Below are 14,294 nucleotides of genomic sequence, written 5' to 3' on the forward strand. Positions count from 1 at the left end.
AGCTCGGCGCTCATTTCACGCGGAAACGTTCGGCGTGGATGCCGACTTCGGCCAATTGCGACAGGCTTGCGCCGGCGCCGGTCAGGGCCTCGTGCAGGCGCGCGGCCTCGATGGTGCCGGGCACGGCGATGAGTTCGGAGAGCCCGTTGGCGTCGGCGGCGCTCGCCACCACCTCGCCCCCAAGCGCCGCCACCGCCTCGTTGGCGCCCCGGTGCCAGCGCTCGAACTGAGCCGCATAGAGCACCACGTCGCGCAGCGACGTGTCGGCGAGGGGCTTCGAGATCACGAAGACCGGCGTGCCGGCTGGGTGGTCCGGCCGCTCGATGAAGGGCAGGCGGGCGATGATCTTGGGCCGGTCCCGGTCGGCGAGCGTCCGCCACCAGGCGCCGCTGGTCGCCCCCTGGTCGATGCGGAAGATGCCGAGATCCCCGCGCGACGAGGCCACCGCCTCGATAACGGCTGCGGCGCTCGGGTGCATCAGGTAGGGCACCGTGAAGCCGAAATGGAACCGGGCCGAGTCGCGCATAGGCGCGTCGCCCGCCGAGACGTCCGCATGAACGGAATACGGCGCCTGTACATAGGTGAAGGTCGCGATGATGACGCGCCAGATGCTCTCCACCGTGTCGAGGGGCAGGAGGCCCTGGTGGCGCTCCGCAAGAGCCCTCATCATGGAGGCCTCGCGGCCCGGCCGGAAGGCGGAGCCGGATTCGGAGGTCTTCTTCACCGAGATGAGGCGATCGATGATGGTGCCGCGCTCCATGAGGAGCCGATGCATGGACTCGTCGATACGGTCGATTTCCTGGCGCAGCTCGGCGAGGGACGGAACGGGCGCTTCAGCGGACATGGGCAGCGATCCTGAACAGGGGTGCCCTTCTTTCGCAGCACCCGACCTCTCTGCCAAGTCTTCCGTGAGGCTTTATGTTCGTTGACGGCCCGGCCCGGGCGAACTACCGGTGTTCGGCAGATCGAACGCGTTCGTCAGTTTCCATGTCCAGCATCTCTCTTCCCCCGGAGCCGCGCAGCCAGGTCGACGATCCGTCGAGCCTCGTGGCGCGTTTCGGCGCGGACGAGCCTCTCATGATGGACGCGGGCATTCCGCTCGGACCTTGGCAGATCGCATACCAGACCTACGGCCGGCTCAACGCCGACAAAACCAACGCGGTCCTGATCTGCCATGCTCTCACCGGCGACCAGCACGTGGCGAACGTGAGCCCCGTGACCGGCAAGCCGGGCTGGTGGACCACCATGGTTGGGCCGGGCAAGCCCGTGGACACCGACCGATTCTTCGTGATCTGCGCCAACGTGATCGGCGGCTGCATGGGAACGACGGGCCCGGCCTCCACCGATCCGGCGACCGGCCGGCCCTACGCCCTCGACTTTCCGGTCGTGACCATCCGGGACATGGTGCGGGCCCAGGCCGCGCTCATCGACCGCCTCGGCATCGAGACCCTGTTCTGCGTCGTCGGCGGCTCCATGGGGGGCATGCAGGTGCTCCAATGGGCCGCGAGCTATCCCGACCGGGTGTTCTCCGCCCTGCCGATCGCCACCGCGGCGCGGCACTCGGCGCAGAACATCGCCTTCCACGAAGTCGGACGCCAGGCCGTCATGGCCGATCCCGACTGGCGCGGAGGCCGGTATCTCGTGGAGGGCACACGGCCCGCGAAGGGCCTCGCGGTCGCCCGCATGGGCGCGCACATCACGTATCTGTCCGAGATGGCCCTGCACCGGAAGTTCGGCCGCAACTACCAGGACCGCAATGCCCCGACCTTCTCGTTCGATGCGGATTTCCAGATCGAGAGCTACCTGCGCTACCAGGGGGTCTCGTTCGTGGAGCGCTTCGATGCCAACTCCTACCTCTACGTCACGCGCGCCATGGACTATTTCGACCTGGCGGCCGAGCACGGCGGCAGCCTGGCCAAGGCCTTCAAGGGGTCGGCCACCCGGTTCTGCGTGATCTCCTTCACGTCCGACTGGCTCTTCCCGACCTCCGATTCCCGCGCCATCGTCCATGCGCTCAATGCGGCCGCTGCATCCGTGGGCTTCGTCGAGGTCGAGAGCGACAAGGGCCACGACGCCTTCCTGCTCGACGAACCTGAGATGTTCGCCGCCGCCAAGGGCTTCATCGACGCGGCCGCGCGGGTCCGGGGGATCGCATGACGGCCACCGCCCTCCTCACTCCCACCGAGGATCATGCCGGCCACCGCCTCGACTTCCTGCTCGTCACCGACATGGTGGAGCCGGGCTCCCGCGTGCTCGACGTCGGCTGCGGCGATGGTTCGCTCCTGGCGCTGCTGCGCGATCGCAGGGGGGTCGACGGGCGCGGCATCGAGCTCTCCCGGGAGGGCGTGAACACGTGCCTGGCGAAAGGCCTCCCGGTGATCCAGGGCGACGCGGACACGGACCTTTCCGACTACCCGGACGATGCCTTCGACTACGTCATCCTGTCCCAGACCATCCAGGCGACCCGCCAGCCCAAGGTCGTGCTGGAAAACCTGCTGCGCATCGGCCGGCGCGCCATCGTGTCGTTCCCTAATTTCGGACACTGGAGCGTGCGTCTCGACCTCTTCCTGCGGGGCCGCATGCCGGTGACCCGGAACATGCCCTATTCCTGGTACGACACCCCCAACATCCATTTCTGCACCATCCGCGACTTCGTCGAGCTCTGCGGCGAGGTCGGGGCCGAGATGGAGAAGGCGGTGGCTCTCGACGCGGGCGGAAGCCCCGTGCGGGTGACCCTGCCGTGGTGGGCCTGGAACCTGCTCGGCCAGCAGGGCGTCTTCCTGCTCAAGCGGCGGTAAGCAGCCAGCCGACTCCCTCCGGAAAGGCGCTTGACCTTCCCACCGTAGGAAGGTCCATGAAGGTCGGGACCTGACAGAATGAGGGTACCGACCATGTATGTCATTCACGTTCCCGACATGAAATGCGGCGGCTGTCTTGGTGCCGTGACGCGAGCGATCCGAACCGTCGACGAAGCCGCCCGGGTGGAGGCTGATCTGGAGCGGCGCGAGATCAGGGTGTCGTCCGGCGAGACCGAAGCGGCGATCCTGCAGGTGGTGCGCGAAGCCGGCTATCAGGCCGAGCCGACATCGGCCCCCGCTCTTTAGGAGCGCCGGCCCTTGTTCTCGAAATCCTGGAGAGTTCCGATGACAATTCGCCTTCTGGCCCTCATGGCCGCAATCGCCGCTCCGTCGCTCGCCGCCGCCCAAGGCGCCCACCACGGCGGGCATTCGGGCCATTCCATGCCGGCCCCTTCAGCTCCGGCGGCCGATACGCCGGCTACGAAGGCCTACCGCGATGCGAATGCCAAGATGCACCGCAACATGGACATCCCGTTCTCGAACGACGCCGACGTCGATTTCGTGCGCGGGATGATTCCTCACCATCAAGGAGCCATCGACATGGCGAAGGTGCTCCTGGAGCACGGCAAGGACGAGCAGGCCCGCAAATGGGCCGCCGACGTGATCCGCGAACAGGAGCGGGAAATCGCCGAAATGCAGGCCTGGCTCAAGAAGCGGGGCCTCTGAACCTCTCCCGGCGATCGCCTCAGCGGTCGCCGGACGACAGGGGATGCAGGTCCCGCACCATGCTCTTCAGGCGCTCGTCGAGGACATGGGTATAGATCTGCGTCGTCGAGATGTCGGAATGGCCGAGAAGCTCCTGCACGATGCGCAGGTCCGCGCCGTTCTGGAGCAGATGGCTCGCGAAGGCGTGTCGCAGCACGTGCGGGCTGACCTTGTCGGACCGGAGTCCGGCCGCGCCGGCAACCGCCTTCAGATCCCGGGCAAAGGCCTGGCGCGTCAGGTGGCCGCTCTCGCTGTCGGCCGGAAAGAGCCAGGGCCCCATCGTCTTCCCCTGCTGCTCCAGCGCCGCCAGATAGGCGGCGGCCGCCTCCTTGGCGGCATCCGTCAGCGGAACCAGGCGCTCCTTCGCGCCCTTGCCGCGCACGACGAGGAAGCGCTCCCGGGTCTTGGCCGCGCTGCGGGGCAGCGCGATGAGCTCAGAGACGCGCAGGCCGGTGGCGTAGAGGAGTTCGAGCAGGCAGGCCATTCGCAGGGCCTTGAGGCGCTCGCCCGGCGCGGCCTCCGGATTAGCGGCGCCCTCATGGGCCACCTGGAGGAGCTTGTCGACCTGATCGACCGACAGGACCTTGGGCAGCGCACGGCCCCGCTTCGGCGCCGAGACCGCCGCGGTCGGATCGGCCGGGGCATAGCCTTCCACGTAAAGGAACTTGTGGAACTGGCGCACGGCGGAGAGCCGGCGCGCCGCCGAGGTGGCCTTGAGGCCCCGCTCCTCGAGGCTCGCCATGAAGCCGCGCACCGTCGTGGAGCTCGCCACATCGGGGGAGGCTCCAGCCTCGGTCAGGTAGGCCAGGTAATCCTCGAGATCGCGCCGATAGGCATCGAGCGTGTTCTTCGAGGCGCCGCGCTCGGCGGCGAGCATGTCGAGGAAGAGGCTGGCGTGGCGGGCGCCGCTCATGAGGAGGCGGGCAGGCGATTGCTCGGGATCGGGACCGTGATCTCCCGCGGCTGCGGCTCGACGAGGGTTGCCAAGGCGAACATGGCCGCAAAACCGAGACCGGCCAGAACGGCGACGACGATGAGGAACCGGAAGAGTGTCGGCACTGGGACGGAAGCCTTTCGAAACGCTTCCCGGTACAACCATGCATGGGCCCTGAAGGCAAGCCCTTCCCCAGCGCAAGTTCCGGTGGGTGCTTAGGATAACGCCCTTGTGACACGGCCCCGACGCCATGCTAGGACTGACGCATGAACAATATCAGCCGCTTCAATTCGCTCGATGAAGACGGCGGGCAGGACACAGGAAGCCGTGGCGGCCATCCGATCAGCCGCCGGCTCGGCGTGCGATCCATCGTGCTCGTCGGCCTCATGGGCGCCGGGAAAAGTACCGTGGGCCGCAGGCTTGCGCAGAAACTCGGCCTGCCGTTCCGCGACGCCGACAACGAGATCGAGGCTGCGGCCGGGATGTCGATCCCGGACATTTTCGCGATCCACGGCGAGGCGCATTTCCGGGACGGCGAGCGGCGCGTGATCGCCCGGCTCCTGCAGGAGGGGCCGATGGTGCTCGCCACCGGCGGCGGCGCCTTCATGAACGAGGAGACCCGCGTCCGGGTCGCCGAGAACGGCATCTCGATCTGGCTCCGGGCCGATCTCGACGTGCTGATGCGCCGTGTGCGCAAGCGCGCCACCCGCCCCCTGCTCCAGAACCCGGATCCGGAGGGCACCATGCGCCAGCTCATGGACAAGCGCCATCCGGTCTATGCCCAGGCCAACCTGACGGTGGAGTCCCACGAGGGGCCCCACGACCGGGTCGTGGCCGAGATCATCAAGGCCCTCTCCGAGTGGCTCGACAAAGACGGGAGATCCCCCATTGAACGGCGCAGCGGCCAGAATGCCTGAGGCATCCGCCATCACGGTTCCGGTGCCTCTCGGCGACAGGGCCTACGACATCCATGTCGGGCGTGGCCTCCTGGGCGAGGCGGGACGACGCATCGCGGCGCTCGGCGCCCGCGCGGCCGCCATCGTGACGGACGAGAACGTCGGTCCCCTCTACGCTGCCGCGCTCGCGGCCTCCCTCGAGCAGAACGGGCTGCGCACCGCCACCATCGCCCTGCCGCCGGGCGAGGCGACGAAATCCTACGCCTCCCTCGAACGGGTCTGCGACGCGGTTCTCGCGGCGAAGATCGAGCGGGGTGATCTCGTGGTGGCCCTGGGCGGCGGCGTCGTCGGCGACCTCGCCGGCTTCGCGGCGGCGGTCGTGCGCCGGGGCGTGCGCTTCGTCCAGATCCCCACCACCCTCCTGTCGCAGGTCGACTCTTCCGTTGGCGGCAAGACGGGCATCAATTCCCGCCACGGCAAGAACCTCGTCGGGGCGTTCCACCAGCCGAGCCTTGTCCTCGCCGACACGGGGCTGCTGGACAGCCTGCCCCTTCGCGAGATGCGCGCCGGCTATGCCGAGGTGGTGAAATACGGCCTGATCGACGATCCGGCCTTCTTCGACTGGTGCGAGAAGAACTGGCGTGGCGTCTTCGCCGGCGGCCCCGAGCGGGACGAGGCCGTGGCGCAGAGCTGCCGGTCCAAGGCGGCCGTCGTAGTCCGCGACGAGCGGGAGGACGGGGACCGGGCGCTGCTCAATCTCGGCCATACCTTCGGCCATGCGCTGGAGCGCATCACCCGCTACGACTCCGCGCGCCTCGTTCATGGGGAGGGCGTCGCCATAGGGCTCGCCCAGGCCTTCCGCTTCTCGGCGGCGCTGGGCCTGTGCGACGAGGCGGATGCCCGCCGGGTCGAGGCGCATCTTGCCGCTGTGGGCCTTCCGACACGCCTGAGCCAGGTTCCCGGCGGGTACGGAACCGTCGACGACATTCTTGAAGCCATGGCGCAGGACAAGAAGGTGAAGGGCGGCGCCCTCACCTTCATCCTGGTCCGCGGCATCGGGCAGAGCTTCATCGCCCGCGACGTCCCGGTCGACCGCGTCCGCGCCTTCCTGCAGGATGAGATCACCCCGTCACGACCATGATTGAAGATTCCTCCGCCGATCTCTGGTTTGCCGCTCTCGTGGTGGTCTTCTGCCTGCTCCTGTCTGCCTTCTTCTCGGCCAGCGAGACGGCGTTCACGGGCGCATCCCGCTCCCGCATGCTGGTCCTGGAAAAGGGCGGCGACACCCGCGCAAAGCTGGTGAACCGCCTGCTCCAGATGCGCGAGCGCTTCATCGGCACGGTCCTGATCGGCAACAACATCGTCAATATCGGCGTCTCGGCCTTCGCCACCAGCGTGCTCGTGGCCCTGTTCGGCGACGGAGGCGCGCTCTACGCCACCATCATCATGTCGGTGCTCGTCATCATCTTCGCGGAGGTGATGCCGAAGACGATCGCGATCTCGTCTCCCGATACGGTGTCGCTCGCCATGTCGCGGCCGATGACCTGGGTCGTGGCCGTCATCGGGCCGCTAGCGCTCGCCATCGAGCGGCTCGTGCGCCTCATGCTGCTGCCCTTCGGCATCCGCATCGGCGAGAACACCCCGATCCTCTCGGCCTCGGAGGAGATCCGCGGCCAGCTCGACCTCCTTCACAAGGAAGGCGGCGTCGCCAAGATCGAGCGCGATATGCTCGGCGGCCTCCTCGACCTCGAAGACCTGACCGTCTCCGAGGTGATGGTCCATCGCACCAAGATGCGCACCATCAACGCCGACCTCTCGTCGGAGGAGATCGTGCGCGAGGTCCTGTCCTCGCCCTATACGCGCATGCCGCTCTGGCGCGGCAGCCAGGAGAACATCGTCGGCGTCCTGCACGCCAAGGACCTGCTGCGCGCGCTCGACGCGGTCGGCGGCGACGCCAGCGCCCTGAAGGTCGAGGCCATCGCGCTGGAAACCTGGTTCGTGCCGGACACGACCTCGCTCCGCGACCAGCTGAAGGCGTTCCTCGCCAAGAAGACCCACTTCGCCCTCGTGGTCGACGAGTACGGCGAGGTGATGGGCCTCGTGACCCTCGAGGATATCCTCGAGGAGATCGTCGGCGACATCAAGGACGAGCACGACCTGTCGGTGCAGGGCGTTCGTCCGCAGCCGAACGGGTCGGTGAACGTGGACGGATCGGTGCCGATCCGCGATCTCAACCGGGCCATGGACTGGAACCTGCCCGACGAGGAGGCCACCACCATTGCGGGCCTCGTGATCCATGAGGCGCAGGCCATTCCCGACACGGGCCAGATCTTCACCTTCCACGGCTTCCGGTTCCAGGTGCTGCGCAAGTCGCGCAACCGGATCACGGCGCTCAGGATCACGCCGCTGGCGATCGCCCGGAAGCTGGATGAGGCTCAGCTTTCAGGAAAGCGGCGAGCGCCGCGTTGACGGCCGGCGCCTCCTCGAGCTGCACCCAGTGGGAGGCGCGGTCGAACCCGAGGAACTGACCCTCGTCGCAGAGCGACAGGCTCTCGTCCGCCAGCCCCTTCTCGAGGAAGCGGTCGCGCAGCCCCCAGATGACGAGCGCGGGGACATGCACGCGCGGGTCGTCGAGCTGCGACCTGAGGGGAAGAGCCCGGTACCAGTTGAGCATGGCCGTCAGGGCTCCCGGCTCCGCCCAGGCCTGCCGGTAGCGCTCCAGATCATCCGGCGAGAAGACGTTCTGCTGGCTGCTCCCGGTCAGGGCCTGCCGCATCACCGTATAATCGGCAGCCGACAGAACCGCCTCCGGCATGAAGGGCAGCTGGAAGAAGCCGGCATAGAGGCTGCGCATCATCTGGGTCGGGTGACGGAGCATGTAGGCGCCGACCACTTCGGGGTGGGGCGCATTGATGATGCCGAGCCGCTCCACCCGCTCCGGGTTGCGGCTCGCGGCCTGCCAGGCGACGAGCCCGCCGAAATCGTGCCCGACGAGACGGGTCCGCGTCGACCCGAGGGCCTCGGCCAATGCCAGGACGTCCGTGGCTAGGACGTCGAGATCGTAGGCGCGGGATCCGAGGGGCTTGGCACTGAGGTTGTAGCCGCGCTGGTCCGGCGCGACGACGCGAAAGCCCGCATCCGCCAGCGGGCCGATCTGGTGGCGCCAGCCCCACCAGAAGTCCGGAAAGCCGTGCAGGAGGATGACGAGGGGGGCTTCCTCATCGCCGGCTTCGACATAGTGGATCAGGACGCCGTTCACCTTGCGCTGCGATGCGCTCGCGGATCCCGACCAGCCGGGGATCGACAGTTTCTGGGACGCCTTGGCCATCGGTCACCTCGCGGGACGGGGTTCAGGCCTGCTCGGCAGGCACCAGTGTGGGCTTACGGACCCGTTTGGGCTTCTCCTCCGACGCCATGAACTGCGCCTTCGCGAGCTCCGCGAAACGGCCGCCCCGCGCCACGAGCTCGTCGAAGGTGCCGGTCTCGATGATGCGGCCCTGGTCGAACACGAGGATGCGGTCGGCGTTGCGGATCGTCGCGAGCCGGTGGGCGATCACGAAGGTCGTGCGGCCCTGCATGACCTCGTCGAGAGCCTTCTGGAGCTTCTGTTCCGTCGCAGCGTCGAGCGCGCTCGTCGCCTCGTCGAGGATCAGGATTGGCGGGTTCTTGAGAAGCGCGCGGGCGACGGAAAGGCGCTGGCGTTCGCCGCCGGAGAGGGAACGCCCGCGCTCGCCGATGACCGTGTCGAGCCCGTCCGCCTGCCGGGTGATGAACTCGATCGCTTGGGCGCGTTCGAGCGCCTGGATCATCTCCTCGTCCGTGGCGTCGGGCCGTCCGACCTGGAGGTTCTCCCGGATCGAGCGTGCGAACAGCATCGGCTCCTGGAACACGACGCCGATGTTGCGGCGTAGCGACGAGAGCGTCACGTCGCGGATGTCGTCGCTGTCGATGCGGATGCAGCCCGATTGCGGGTCGAAGGCGCGGTGCAGCAGCCCCAGGGTGGTGGACTTGCCGGAGCCGGTGGAGCCGACGAGCGCCACGTTCTCGCCGGGACGCACCGTGAAGGTCACGTCCTGCACGGCGGAGCGCTTGCCGTCATAGGAGAAGCTGACGTTCTCGAACGCGACGGAGCCGGCGAAGCGCTCGACGTTCTTGGCGTTGGGCTTGTCGTGGACGGCCGGCGCCGTATCGAGGATCTCGAAGAATTCCCGCATCTTCGGCGCCTGCATGAAGAGCTGGTTGATGAAGCTCACGGCCTGCTCCAGCCGCCCGATTAGCATGGTGGCCATGCTCATGAACATCACCACCTCGCCGATGGTGGCGAGCCCGCTGAGGTGGAGCCACGTGCCGACGAGAAAGATTGCCGTGACCGTGATGGTGGCCGAGGCGCGGGACGCCACCGAGGCAAGCGCCCACCAGGACAGGACCGGGTTCTGCGCCTGGAGGAGCTGGTTGATGATGATGCGCAACGAGCGCGTCTCCGCCTCCACGCGGGTGAAGGACTGGATCACCGGCACGTTGCCGAGGGCGTCGGAGGCGTGCTCCGCCAGATTCGAGTGATAGCGCTCCACCGAGCCCTGCAGGCTCTCGGTCTTGCGCAGCACGATGGTGGTCAGGATCGTGAAAACGATGACGAGCGCCACGAGCAGCAGGCCCAGGCGCCAGTTGAGAAAAACGGTCAGCGGCAGCAGCACCACGAGGGCCACCAGGGCCGCCATGTGCTCGCGGAAGAAGCCCAGCCAAAGCCAGGACATGCCGTTCGACCCTTCGAGCATCACCTTCAGGACGCGGCCCGAATGGGTCGAGGTGTGGAACGCGAGCGGCAGCTCGAGCACGTGCTCGAAGTAATTGGCCACCACCGCCAGCCGGCGGCGGTGGGCGAGCCTGTCGGCGTGAAGCGCCACGAGGGCGCCGGCTCCGATCGAGAAGAACCCGAAGGCGATCCAGGCGACGATCAGGGGCGTCAGGGTCCCGAAGGTGATCGGCGGCGCCCCGGGGATCTGCGCCCGGGTCAGAACGTCGATGATGCGCCCGAAAAGGATCGGCTCGGCGAAGGCCGAGATGGCGAGCGCCACGTTGGCGACCGCCAGGATGGCCCCGACGCGAAGATCGGAACCGAGCTGGCCCAGAACGCGGGCATAGAGACGGATCAGCCACATGGGGACGCTTGCCTCGAGACGATATACGGAATAACGGCGCAGCTCGGGTTCCGTTCAGCCGCGCCCGATGCCGCGGGCCCGGTCCATGAGGTCGGCGATGACGTCAAGGGCGCCTCAGCGGTCCGCCGCGACCGCCAGCACCCAGTAGACCTTGTATTTCGAGTTCGGCCGGTAGGCCGTCGCGATCCCAATCCGGGTCGCCCGGGAATCGAGGAGCACCTGGTTGTGCTGAGGGCTCTCCCGCCAGCCGGAAAAGGCTTCCGCCACCGTGTGGTAGCCGGCCGACACATTGGCGGCCGGCGCCTTGAACCCGGCCGAGGCCAGACGCGCCTTGAAGGCATCGGCGGAGCTCGGCCGGTCGGCGGCCGCCATGGCCTTCGCCTCGGCTTCCGCGGCCGCCTGCAGGTCGGGGTCGATCGCGAGCGGCCCCAATCCCTTGTTGCGCCGGTAGACGCTGACCATGTCGCGCGCCGCAGCCGAGTCCACGACCGCGTCGGCGCTCGCCATGGAGAGGTAGAAGCTCGGGGTCTGGCTGACCGCGGGACGGCGGGACTCGCTTTGGCACGCGGCCAGCGCGAGCGCCGGAAGCACAAGGAGGGCATGATGTTTCATGCCGGCGATTTATCCTTGAGAAGGGTTAAGGCTTCGTCCTCACCCTGCTCCGCCGGAGCCGGCTTCTCGGCCGCCTCTTCGGGTTCCCTCGCGGAGGAGGCCGGTTCCGGCGGCGGAGCTCCGATCTTCCGCAGCTTCCGGAAGATCTCGAAATAGAGATCGCTCGACACGCGGCCCGCCGCGTCGATGTCGTCGACGAAGCAGACGAGGTCGAAATCGATCGTGTTCTCGGTGGCCTTCTTGAAGAACACCCGGGGCGTCGGCTCGCTCATGACCTCACGGTGCGCCAGCGCCGCCTTGCGCATGATCTCCGCCACCTGATCCGGATCGGTGGCGCGGGGCACCGGGATCGAGACCAGCACGCGGCCGACCCGGTCGTTGCGGACCCGGTTGCGGACGATGCCGGAGATCAGGTTCGAGTTCGGCACGATGAGGGTCGAGCGGTCGCCGGTCTGGATCTCGGTCGAGCGCACGTTGATCCGTCGCACATAGCCCTCACCGTCGCCCACCACCACGAGGTCGCCCACGCGGATCGGCCGTTCCCAGAGCAGGATGAGGCCGGAGATGAAGTTGTTGACGATTGACTGAAGGCCGAAACCGATACCGACCGACAGGGCGCCGGCCACGATGGTGACCCGCTCCAGGCTCAGGCCCAGATAGGTGAAGGCGATCACCGCGGCCGAGATGATACCCACATAGCCGGCGGCCGTGCGAATCGAGTTGCGCAGGCCCGCATCCAGCTCGGTCGCCGGCAGGAAGGTGTTGTCGAGCCAGCGCTGGATTACCCTTGTCAGGGTAAACCCGGCCGTGAAGAGCAGGGCCGCGATCAGGATCGACGACAGGGAGATCGTGACGTCGCCGACCGTGAACCCGAAGAAGATGGCGCGCAGCGACCCCATGAGGTCGGTCGATTCGATGCCCCAGGGTGCCAGCACCAGCAGGATCGCCATGATGATGAGGCACAGGCGCGCAACGCCGCTCGCCAGCACGCCGATCTGCTCCAGGGAGCGGCGGCGCAGGCCCGTATTGGCCTGAAGGGTCGTGGCGAGCCGGCTCGGCCCGCGCAAGGACCCGCCGATGAACTCGTCCGCCAGGGCGATCGTGAGGATCAGGAGGGCGATGATGATGGAGATCCACACGGCCTGATCGACCATGAAGGAGGCGAGCGCCACGTAGCCGCCGAGCACGCTGCCGACGACGATCGCGACCGCAAGCCAACCGACCGTGCGGATCGGGCCGCCGATATCCACCTCCGGCGCCACGTAGGGCCCGAGGCAGGCCTCCTCCTGGGTCGCCCTAGCGGCGAAACGGCGGAGCAGCTCGGCGAAGAGGAGGGCCGACACTAGGGCAAAGACCGCGCGGGTGATGACCGTGATCGGCAGGGCCGCGGCGATCGCCTGGTTGAACGACTCCAGCACCTTGCCGGCCACCATGATGGTCGCCAGCGTGACGGAGAAATTCATGATGCGGTCGGCGGAGGCGTTCGAGACGGAGATGAGCCGCCATGAGGCGTGGTCCGGGGCCAGGATGGCGTCGATCAGAGCCCGCACGAAGGCGATGAAGGCGATGCCGCGCAGGAGCGCCCCCACCACCAGCTCCAGCCGGGACGGGAAGATGTTGGAGGAATCGAACGCGATCCAGACGATCCAGCTGCCGGCGATGGCCGGAACCGCCCCGAGGAGGAGCACTCCGAGGGCCGCAAGGAGCCGGCTGCGGCGGGCCGGATCGGTCAGCGCCGGATCACGGCGCACCACACGGGGCGCCAGCGAGCGCCGGCCCACATAGAGCGCGATGCCGATGCCGATCGCGAGGCCGAGCACGAGCAGGACGCCGAGCGTCGTGTTGCGCTCCAGCTGACTGAGCGTGTCGGACAGGGTGGTGCGCTGCGCGCGCAGCTCCCGTGGAATGGCCTGGAGAGCATCGAGCCACAGGTCCGGGCTGAGAAGCCCCTCCGTGCGCGCAAAAAGGGCCCGGGTGAAGCCGCTCCGGCGCTGATCGCTGATCTTGGCGATCAGCTGCTCGGCCTGAACGAGCCGGGCGCGGCCGAGGCGCTGCGTCTCGTCGAACTCGGCGACGGCCGCTTCGCGCTCCGCCCGGTCCCGGGCCACGTCGGCGCTTTCCTCCGGCTGCCCGTCCTTGGGTTTCGGGCCCAGCTGGCTGAGACGCGCCTTGCTGGCTTCGAGCTTCGGGGCCTGCTCGTCGATGACGGCGCGGATGTCGGCGATGATCGGCTCGATCTGCTGCCGGAGATTCTGGAGATCCGCATCGGGCAGGACACGGCCTTCGAGCGCCCGCTCCTTCTGGTCGAGATCGGCCTTGTAGCCGTCGAGCTTCGCCCGGGCGGCCTTCGTGTCCGCAGACAACGGTGGCGGCGGAGCCTCGGCGGGCGCCGGCGCCGGTGCGGCGGCCTGGGGAGGCGACGGGGGCGTCTGCGGCTGCGCCTGGGCCGATGGCTGCGCCGGAGCGGGAGCCGGGTTCTGCTGCGCGAGCGCCCATCCGCCCGCCGCCATGCCGACCGAGACCAAGACGGCTCCGAGGAGCCGCCGCATGCCAGTATTCGTCATCCCATCCGCCTTGTTGCCGTTCGTCGAGGGCCGGTTATGCGAATCAATGAGGCGAAAACTCGCCGCCCGCCGGACGCAAGGCAAGAAAAAGCCGGGAGGGATGAACAACATCCTTCCCGGCCTGTCCTTAGGTAAACCGTTGGATCGAGGGACTTACTGCTTCGGAGCGTTCGTCGTGGTGCCCGTGGCCGAGGGATCGGCCGGCACCGGATAGGCCGGATTGGCCGGCGACGTCCGGTCGGTCGGGTTGGAGGAGCCGGACGGGGATCCCGTCACCGCCTCCCGCGAGGCATTCTGGCTTGGGCTATCGGGCGAGGTCGCGCCGACCCAGATCATGTAACCCGCAATGGCGACCGCAAGCAGGGCGAGAGCCCCGATGAGAACGCCGAGAACCGGGCGACCGGACGGCCCCTGCCGGGAGCGATCGTCGGGAATGAGTTTTGCCATCGTGGGCCTCATGAAAAGTGCTGGAGTGAACGAGCCTCGAGGCTCGGCTGTGTGAGGGCAACGCCAGACCGGAAGGCGGGTTCCTGCCGCCGTGCGGAACGATCCCGGACCGGTCCCGC

Annotated in this window: 15 protein-coding genes; 7 read left to right on the forward strand and 8 right to left on the reverse strand. The window is 68.0% G+C overall.

Features of this window, described 5'->3' with window-relative positions; all coding sequences use genetic code 11:
- Window positions 1-10: 10 nt before the first annotated feature.
- Window positions 11-844, reverse strand: coding sequence for a chorismate mutase (locus DES45_RS00785; protein ID WP_114768073.1), 834 nt, complete (start codon window positions 842-844; stop codon window positions 11-13).
- 143 nt (window positions 845-987) lie between these two features.
- Here DES45_RS00785 and metX point away from each other — a divergent pair, with 143 nt between their 5' ends.
- From metX to copM, 4 genes are all read left to right on the forward strand, one after another.
- Window positions 988-2,157, forward strand: a complete 1,170-nt coding sequence (metX, locus tag DES45_RS00790) for a homoserine O-acetyltransferase MetX (RefSeq protein ID WP_114768074.1) — start codon at window positions 988-990, stop codon at window positions 2,155-2,157.
- Window positions 2,154-2,798 (forward strand): methionine biosynthesis protein MetW, encoded by a 645-nt coding sequence (gene metW / locus DES45_RS00795; RefSeq protein ID WP_114768075.1) that lies wholly within the window; start codon window positions 2,154-2,156, stop codon window positions 2,796-2,798. Before metX ends, metW begins: the two co-directional genes overlap by 4 nt.
- Before the next feature lie 93 nt (window positions 2,799-2,891).
- Window positions 2,892-3,104 carry a heavy-metal-associated domain-containing protein gene (locus DES45_RS00800; RefSeq protein WP_114768076.1) on the forward strand — a complete coding sequence of 71 codons (213 nt, stop codon included), beginning with the start codon at window positions 2,892-2,894 and terminating at the stop codon, window positions 3,102-3,104.
- Window positions 3,105-3,143: 39 nt separating this feature from the next.
- Window positions 3,144-3,524 (forward strand): CopM family metallochaperone, encoded by a 381-nt coding sequence (gene copM, locus DES45_RS00805; RefSeq protein WP_114768077.1) that lies wholly within the window; start codon window positions 3,144-3,146, stop codon window positions 3,522-3,524.
- A gap of 19 nt (window positions 3,525-3,543) precedes the next feature.
- On the opposite strand, the gene xerD is transcribed toward copM, so the two are convergent.
- Complete coding sequence (gene xerD / locus DES45_RS00810; RefSeq protein ID WP_114768078.1) at window positions 3,544-4,476, reverse strand: site-specific tyrosine recombinase XerD; 933 nt, start codon at window positions 4,474-4,476, stop codon at window positions 3,544-3,546.
- Window positions 4,473-4,622, reverse strand: coding sequence for a histidine kinase (locus DES45_RS00815; RefSeq protein ID WP_114768079.1), 150 nt, complete (start codon window positions 4,620-4,622; stop codon window positions 4,473-4,475). The genes xerD and DES45_RS00815 overlap by 4 nt, the downstream gene beginning before the upstream one ends.
- Window positions 4,623-4,763: 141 nt before the next feature.
- Here DES45_RS00815 and DES45_RS00820 point away from each other — a divergent pair, with 141 nt between their 5' ends.
- Genes DES45_RS00820 through DES45_RS00830 form a run of 3 tightly spaced genes read left to right on the forward strand, consistent with a single transcriptional unit; the run spans window position 4,764 to window position 7,862 of the window.
- Entirely contained in the window at window positions 4,764-5,414 is a 651-nt protein-coding gene (locus tag DES45_RS00820; RefSeq protein WP_114768080.1) for a shikimate kinase, read from the forward strand.
- Window positions 5,407-6,534, forward strand: coding sequence for a 3-dehydroquinate synthase (gene aroB / locus DES45_RS00825; RefSeq protein ID WP_114768081.1), 1,128 nt, complete (start codon window positions 5,407-5,409; stop codon window positions 6,532-6,534). The genes DES45_RS00820 and aroB overlap by 8 nt, the downstream gene beginning before the upstream one ends.
- Window positions 6,531-7,862, forward strand: coding sequence for an HlyC/CorC family transporter (locus DES45_RS00830; protein ID WP_114768082.1), 1,332 nt, complete (start codon window positions 6,531-6,533; stop codon window positions 7,860-7,862). Before aroB ends, DES45_RS00830 begins: the two co-directional genes overlap by 4 nt.
- Here the strand turns inward: DES45_RS00830 and DES45_RS00835 are convergent.
- The 5 genes from DES45_RS00835 to DES45_RS00855 form a co-directional block, all read right to left on the reverse strand.
- Window positions 7,792-8,721, reverse strand: a complete 930-nt coding sequence (locus DES45_RS00835; protein ID WP_114768083.1) for an alpha/beta fold hydrolase — start codon at window positions 8,719-8,721, stop codon at window positions 7,792-7,794. The genes DES45_RS00830 and DES45_RS00835 overlap by 71 nt on opposite strands.
- Before the next feature lie 22 nt (window positions 8,722-8,743).
- On the reverse strand, window positions 8,744-10,552 hold the full coding sequence (locus DES45_RS00840) for a glucan ABC transporter ATP-binding protein/ permease (protein ID WP_114768084.1): 1,809 nt from the start codon (window positions 10,550-10,552) through the stop codon (window positions 8,744-8,746).
- A gap of 114 nt (window positions 10,553-10,666) precedes the next feature.
- Entirely contained in the window at window positions 10,667-11,164 is a 498-nt protein-coding gene (locus DES45_RS00845) for a CAP domain-containing protein (protein ID WP_114768085.1), read from the reverse strand.
- Window positions 11,161-13,728, reverse strand: coding sequence for a DUF3772 domain-containing protein (locus tag DES45_RS00850; protein WP_245429679.1), 2,568 nt, complete (start codon window positions 13,726-13,728; stop codon window positions 11,161-11,163). The genes DES45_RS00845 and DES45_RS00850 overlap by 4 nt, the downstream gene beginning before the upstream one ends.
- 153 nt (window positions 13,729-13,881) lie before the next feature.
- Window positions 13,882-14,175, reverse strand: a complete 294-nt coding sequence (locus tag DES45_RS00855; RefSeq protein ID WP_114768087.1) for a hypothetical protein — start codon at window positions 14,173-14,175, stop codon at window positions 13,882-13,884.
- Window positions 14,176-14,294: the final 119 nt, after the last annotated feature.

Origin of the sequence: Microvirga subterranea (assembly GCF_003350535.1) — a bacterium.
In the GTDB taxonomy this organism is placed as follows: domain Bacteria; phylum Pseudomonadota; class Alphaproteobacteria; order Rhizobiales; family Beijerinckiaceae; genus Microvirga; species Microvirga subterranea.

Excerpts from the sequence above, each read along its gene's own strand:
- DES45_RS00785 (WP_114768073.1), bottom strand. The coding sequence starts at position 844 with ATGTCCGCTGAAGCGCCCGTTCCGTCCCTCGCCGAGCTGCGCCAGGAA.
- metX (WP_114768074.1), top strand. The coding sequence starts at position 988 with ATGTCCAGCATCTCTCTTCCCCCGGAGCCGCGCAGCCAGGTCGACGAT.
- metW (WP_114768075.1), top strand. The coding sequence starts at position 2,154 with ATGACGGCCACCGCCCTCCTCACTCCCACCGAGGATCATGCCGGCCAC.
- DES45_RS00800 (WP_114768076.1), top strand. The coding sequence starts at position 2,892 with ATGTATGTCATTCACGTTCCCGACATGAAATGCGGCGGCTGTCTTGGT.
- copM (WP_114768077.1), top strand. The coding sequence starts at position 3,144 with ATGACAATTCGCCTTCTGGCCCTCATGGCCGCAATCGCCGCTCCGTCG.
- xerD (WP_114768078.1), bottom strand. The coding sequence starts at position 4,476 with ATGAGCGGCGCCCGCCACGCCAGCCTCTTCCTCGACATGCTCGCCGCC.
- DES45_RS00820 (WP_114768080.1), top strand. The coding sequence starts at position 4,764 with ATGAACAATATCAGCCGCTTCAATTCGCTCGATGAAGACGGCGGGCAG.
- aroB (WP_114768081.1), top strand. The coding sequence starts at position 5,407 with ATGCCTGAGGCATCCGCCATCACGGTTCCGGTGCCTCTCGGCGACAGG.
- DES45_RS00830 (WP_114768082.1), top strand. The coding sequence starts at position 6,531 with ATGATTGAAGATTCCTCCGCCGATCTCTGGTTTGCCGCTCTCGTGGTG.
- DES45_RS00835 (WP_114768083.1), bottom strand. The coding sequence starts at position 8,721 with ATGGCCAAGGCGTCCCAGAAACTGTCGATCCCCGGCTGGTCGGGATCC.
- DES45_RS00840 (WP_114768084.1), bottom strand. The coding sequence starts at position 10,552 with ATGTGGCTGATCCGTCTCTATGCCCGCGTTCTGGGCCAGCTCGGTTCC.
- DES45_RS00845 (WP_114768085.1), bottom strand. The coding sequence starts at position 11,164 with ATGAAACATCATGCCCTCCTTGTGCTTCCGGCGCTCGCGCTGGCCGCG.
- DES45_RS00850 (WP_245429679.1), bottom strand. The coding sequence starts at position 13,728 with ATGACGAATACTGGCATGCGGCGGCTCCTCGGAGCCGTCTTGGTCTCG.
- DES45_RS00855 (WP_114768087.1), bottom strand. The coding sequence starts at position 14,175 with ATGGCAAAACTCATTCCCGACGATCGCTCCCGGCAGGGGCCGTCCGGT.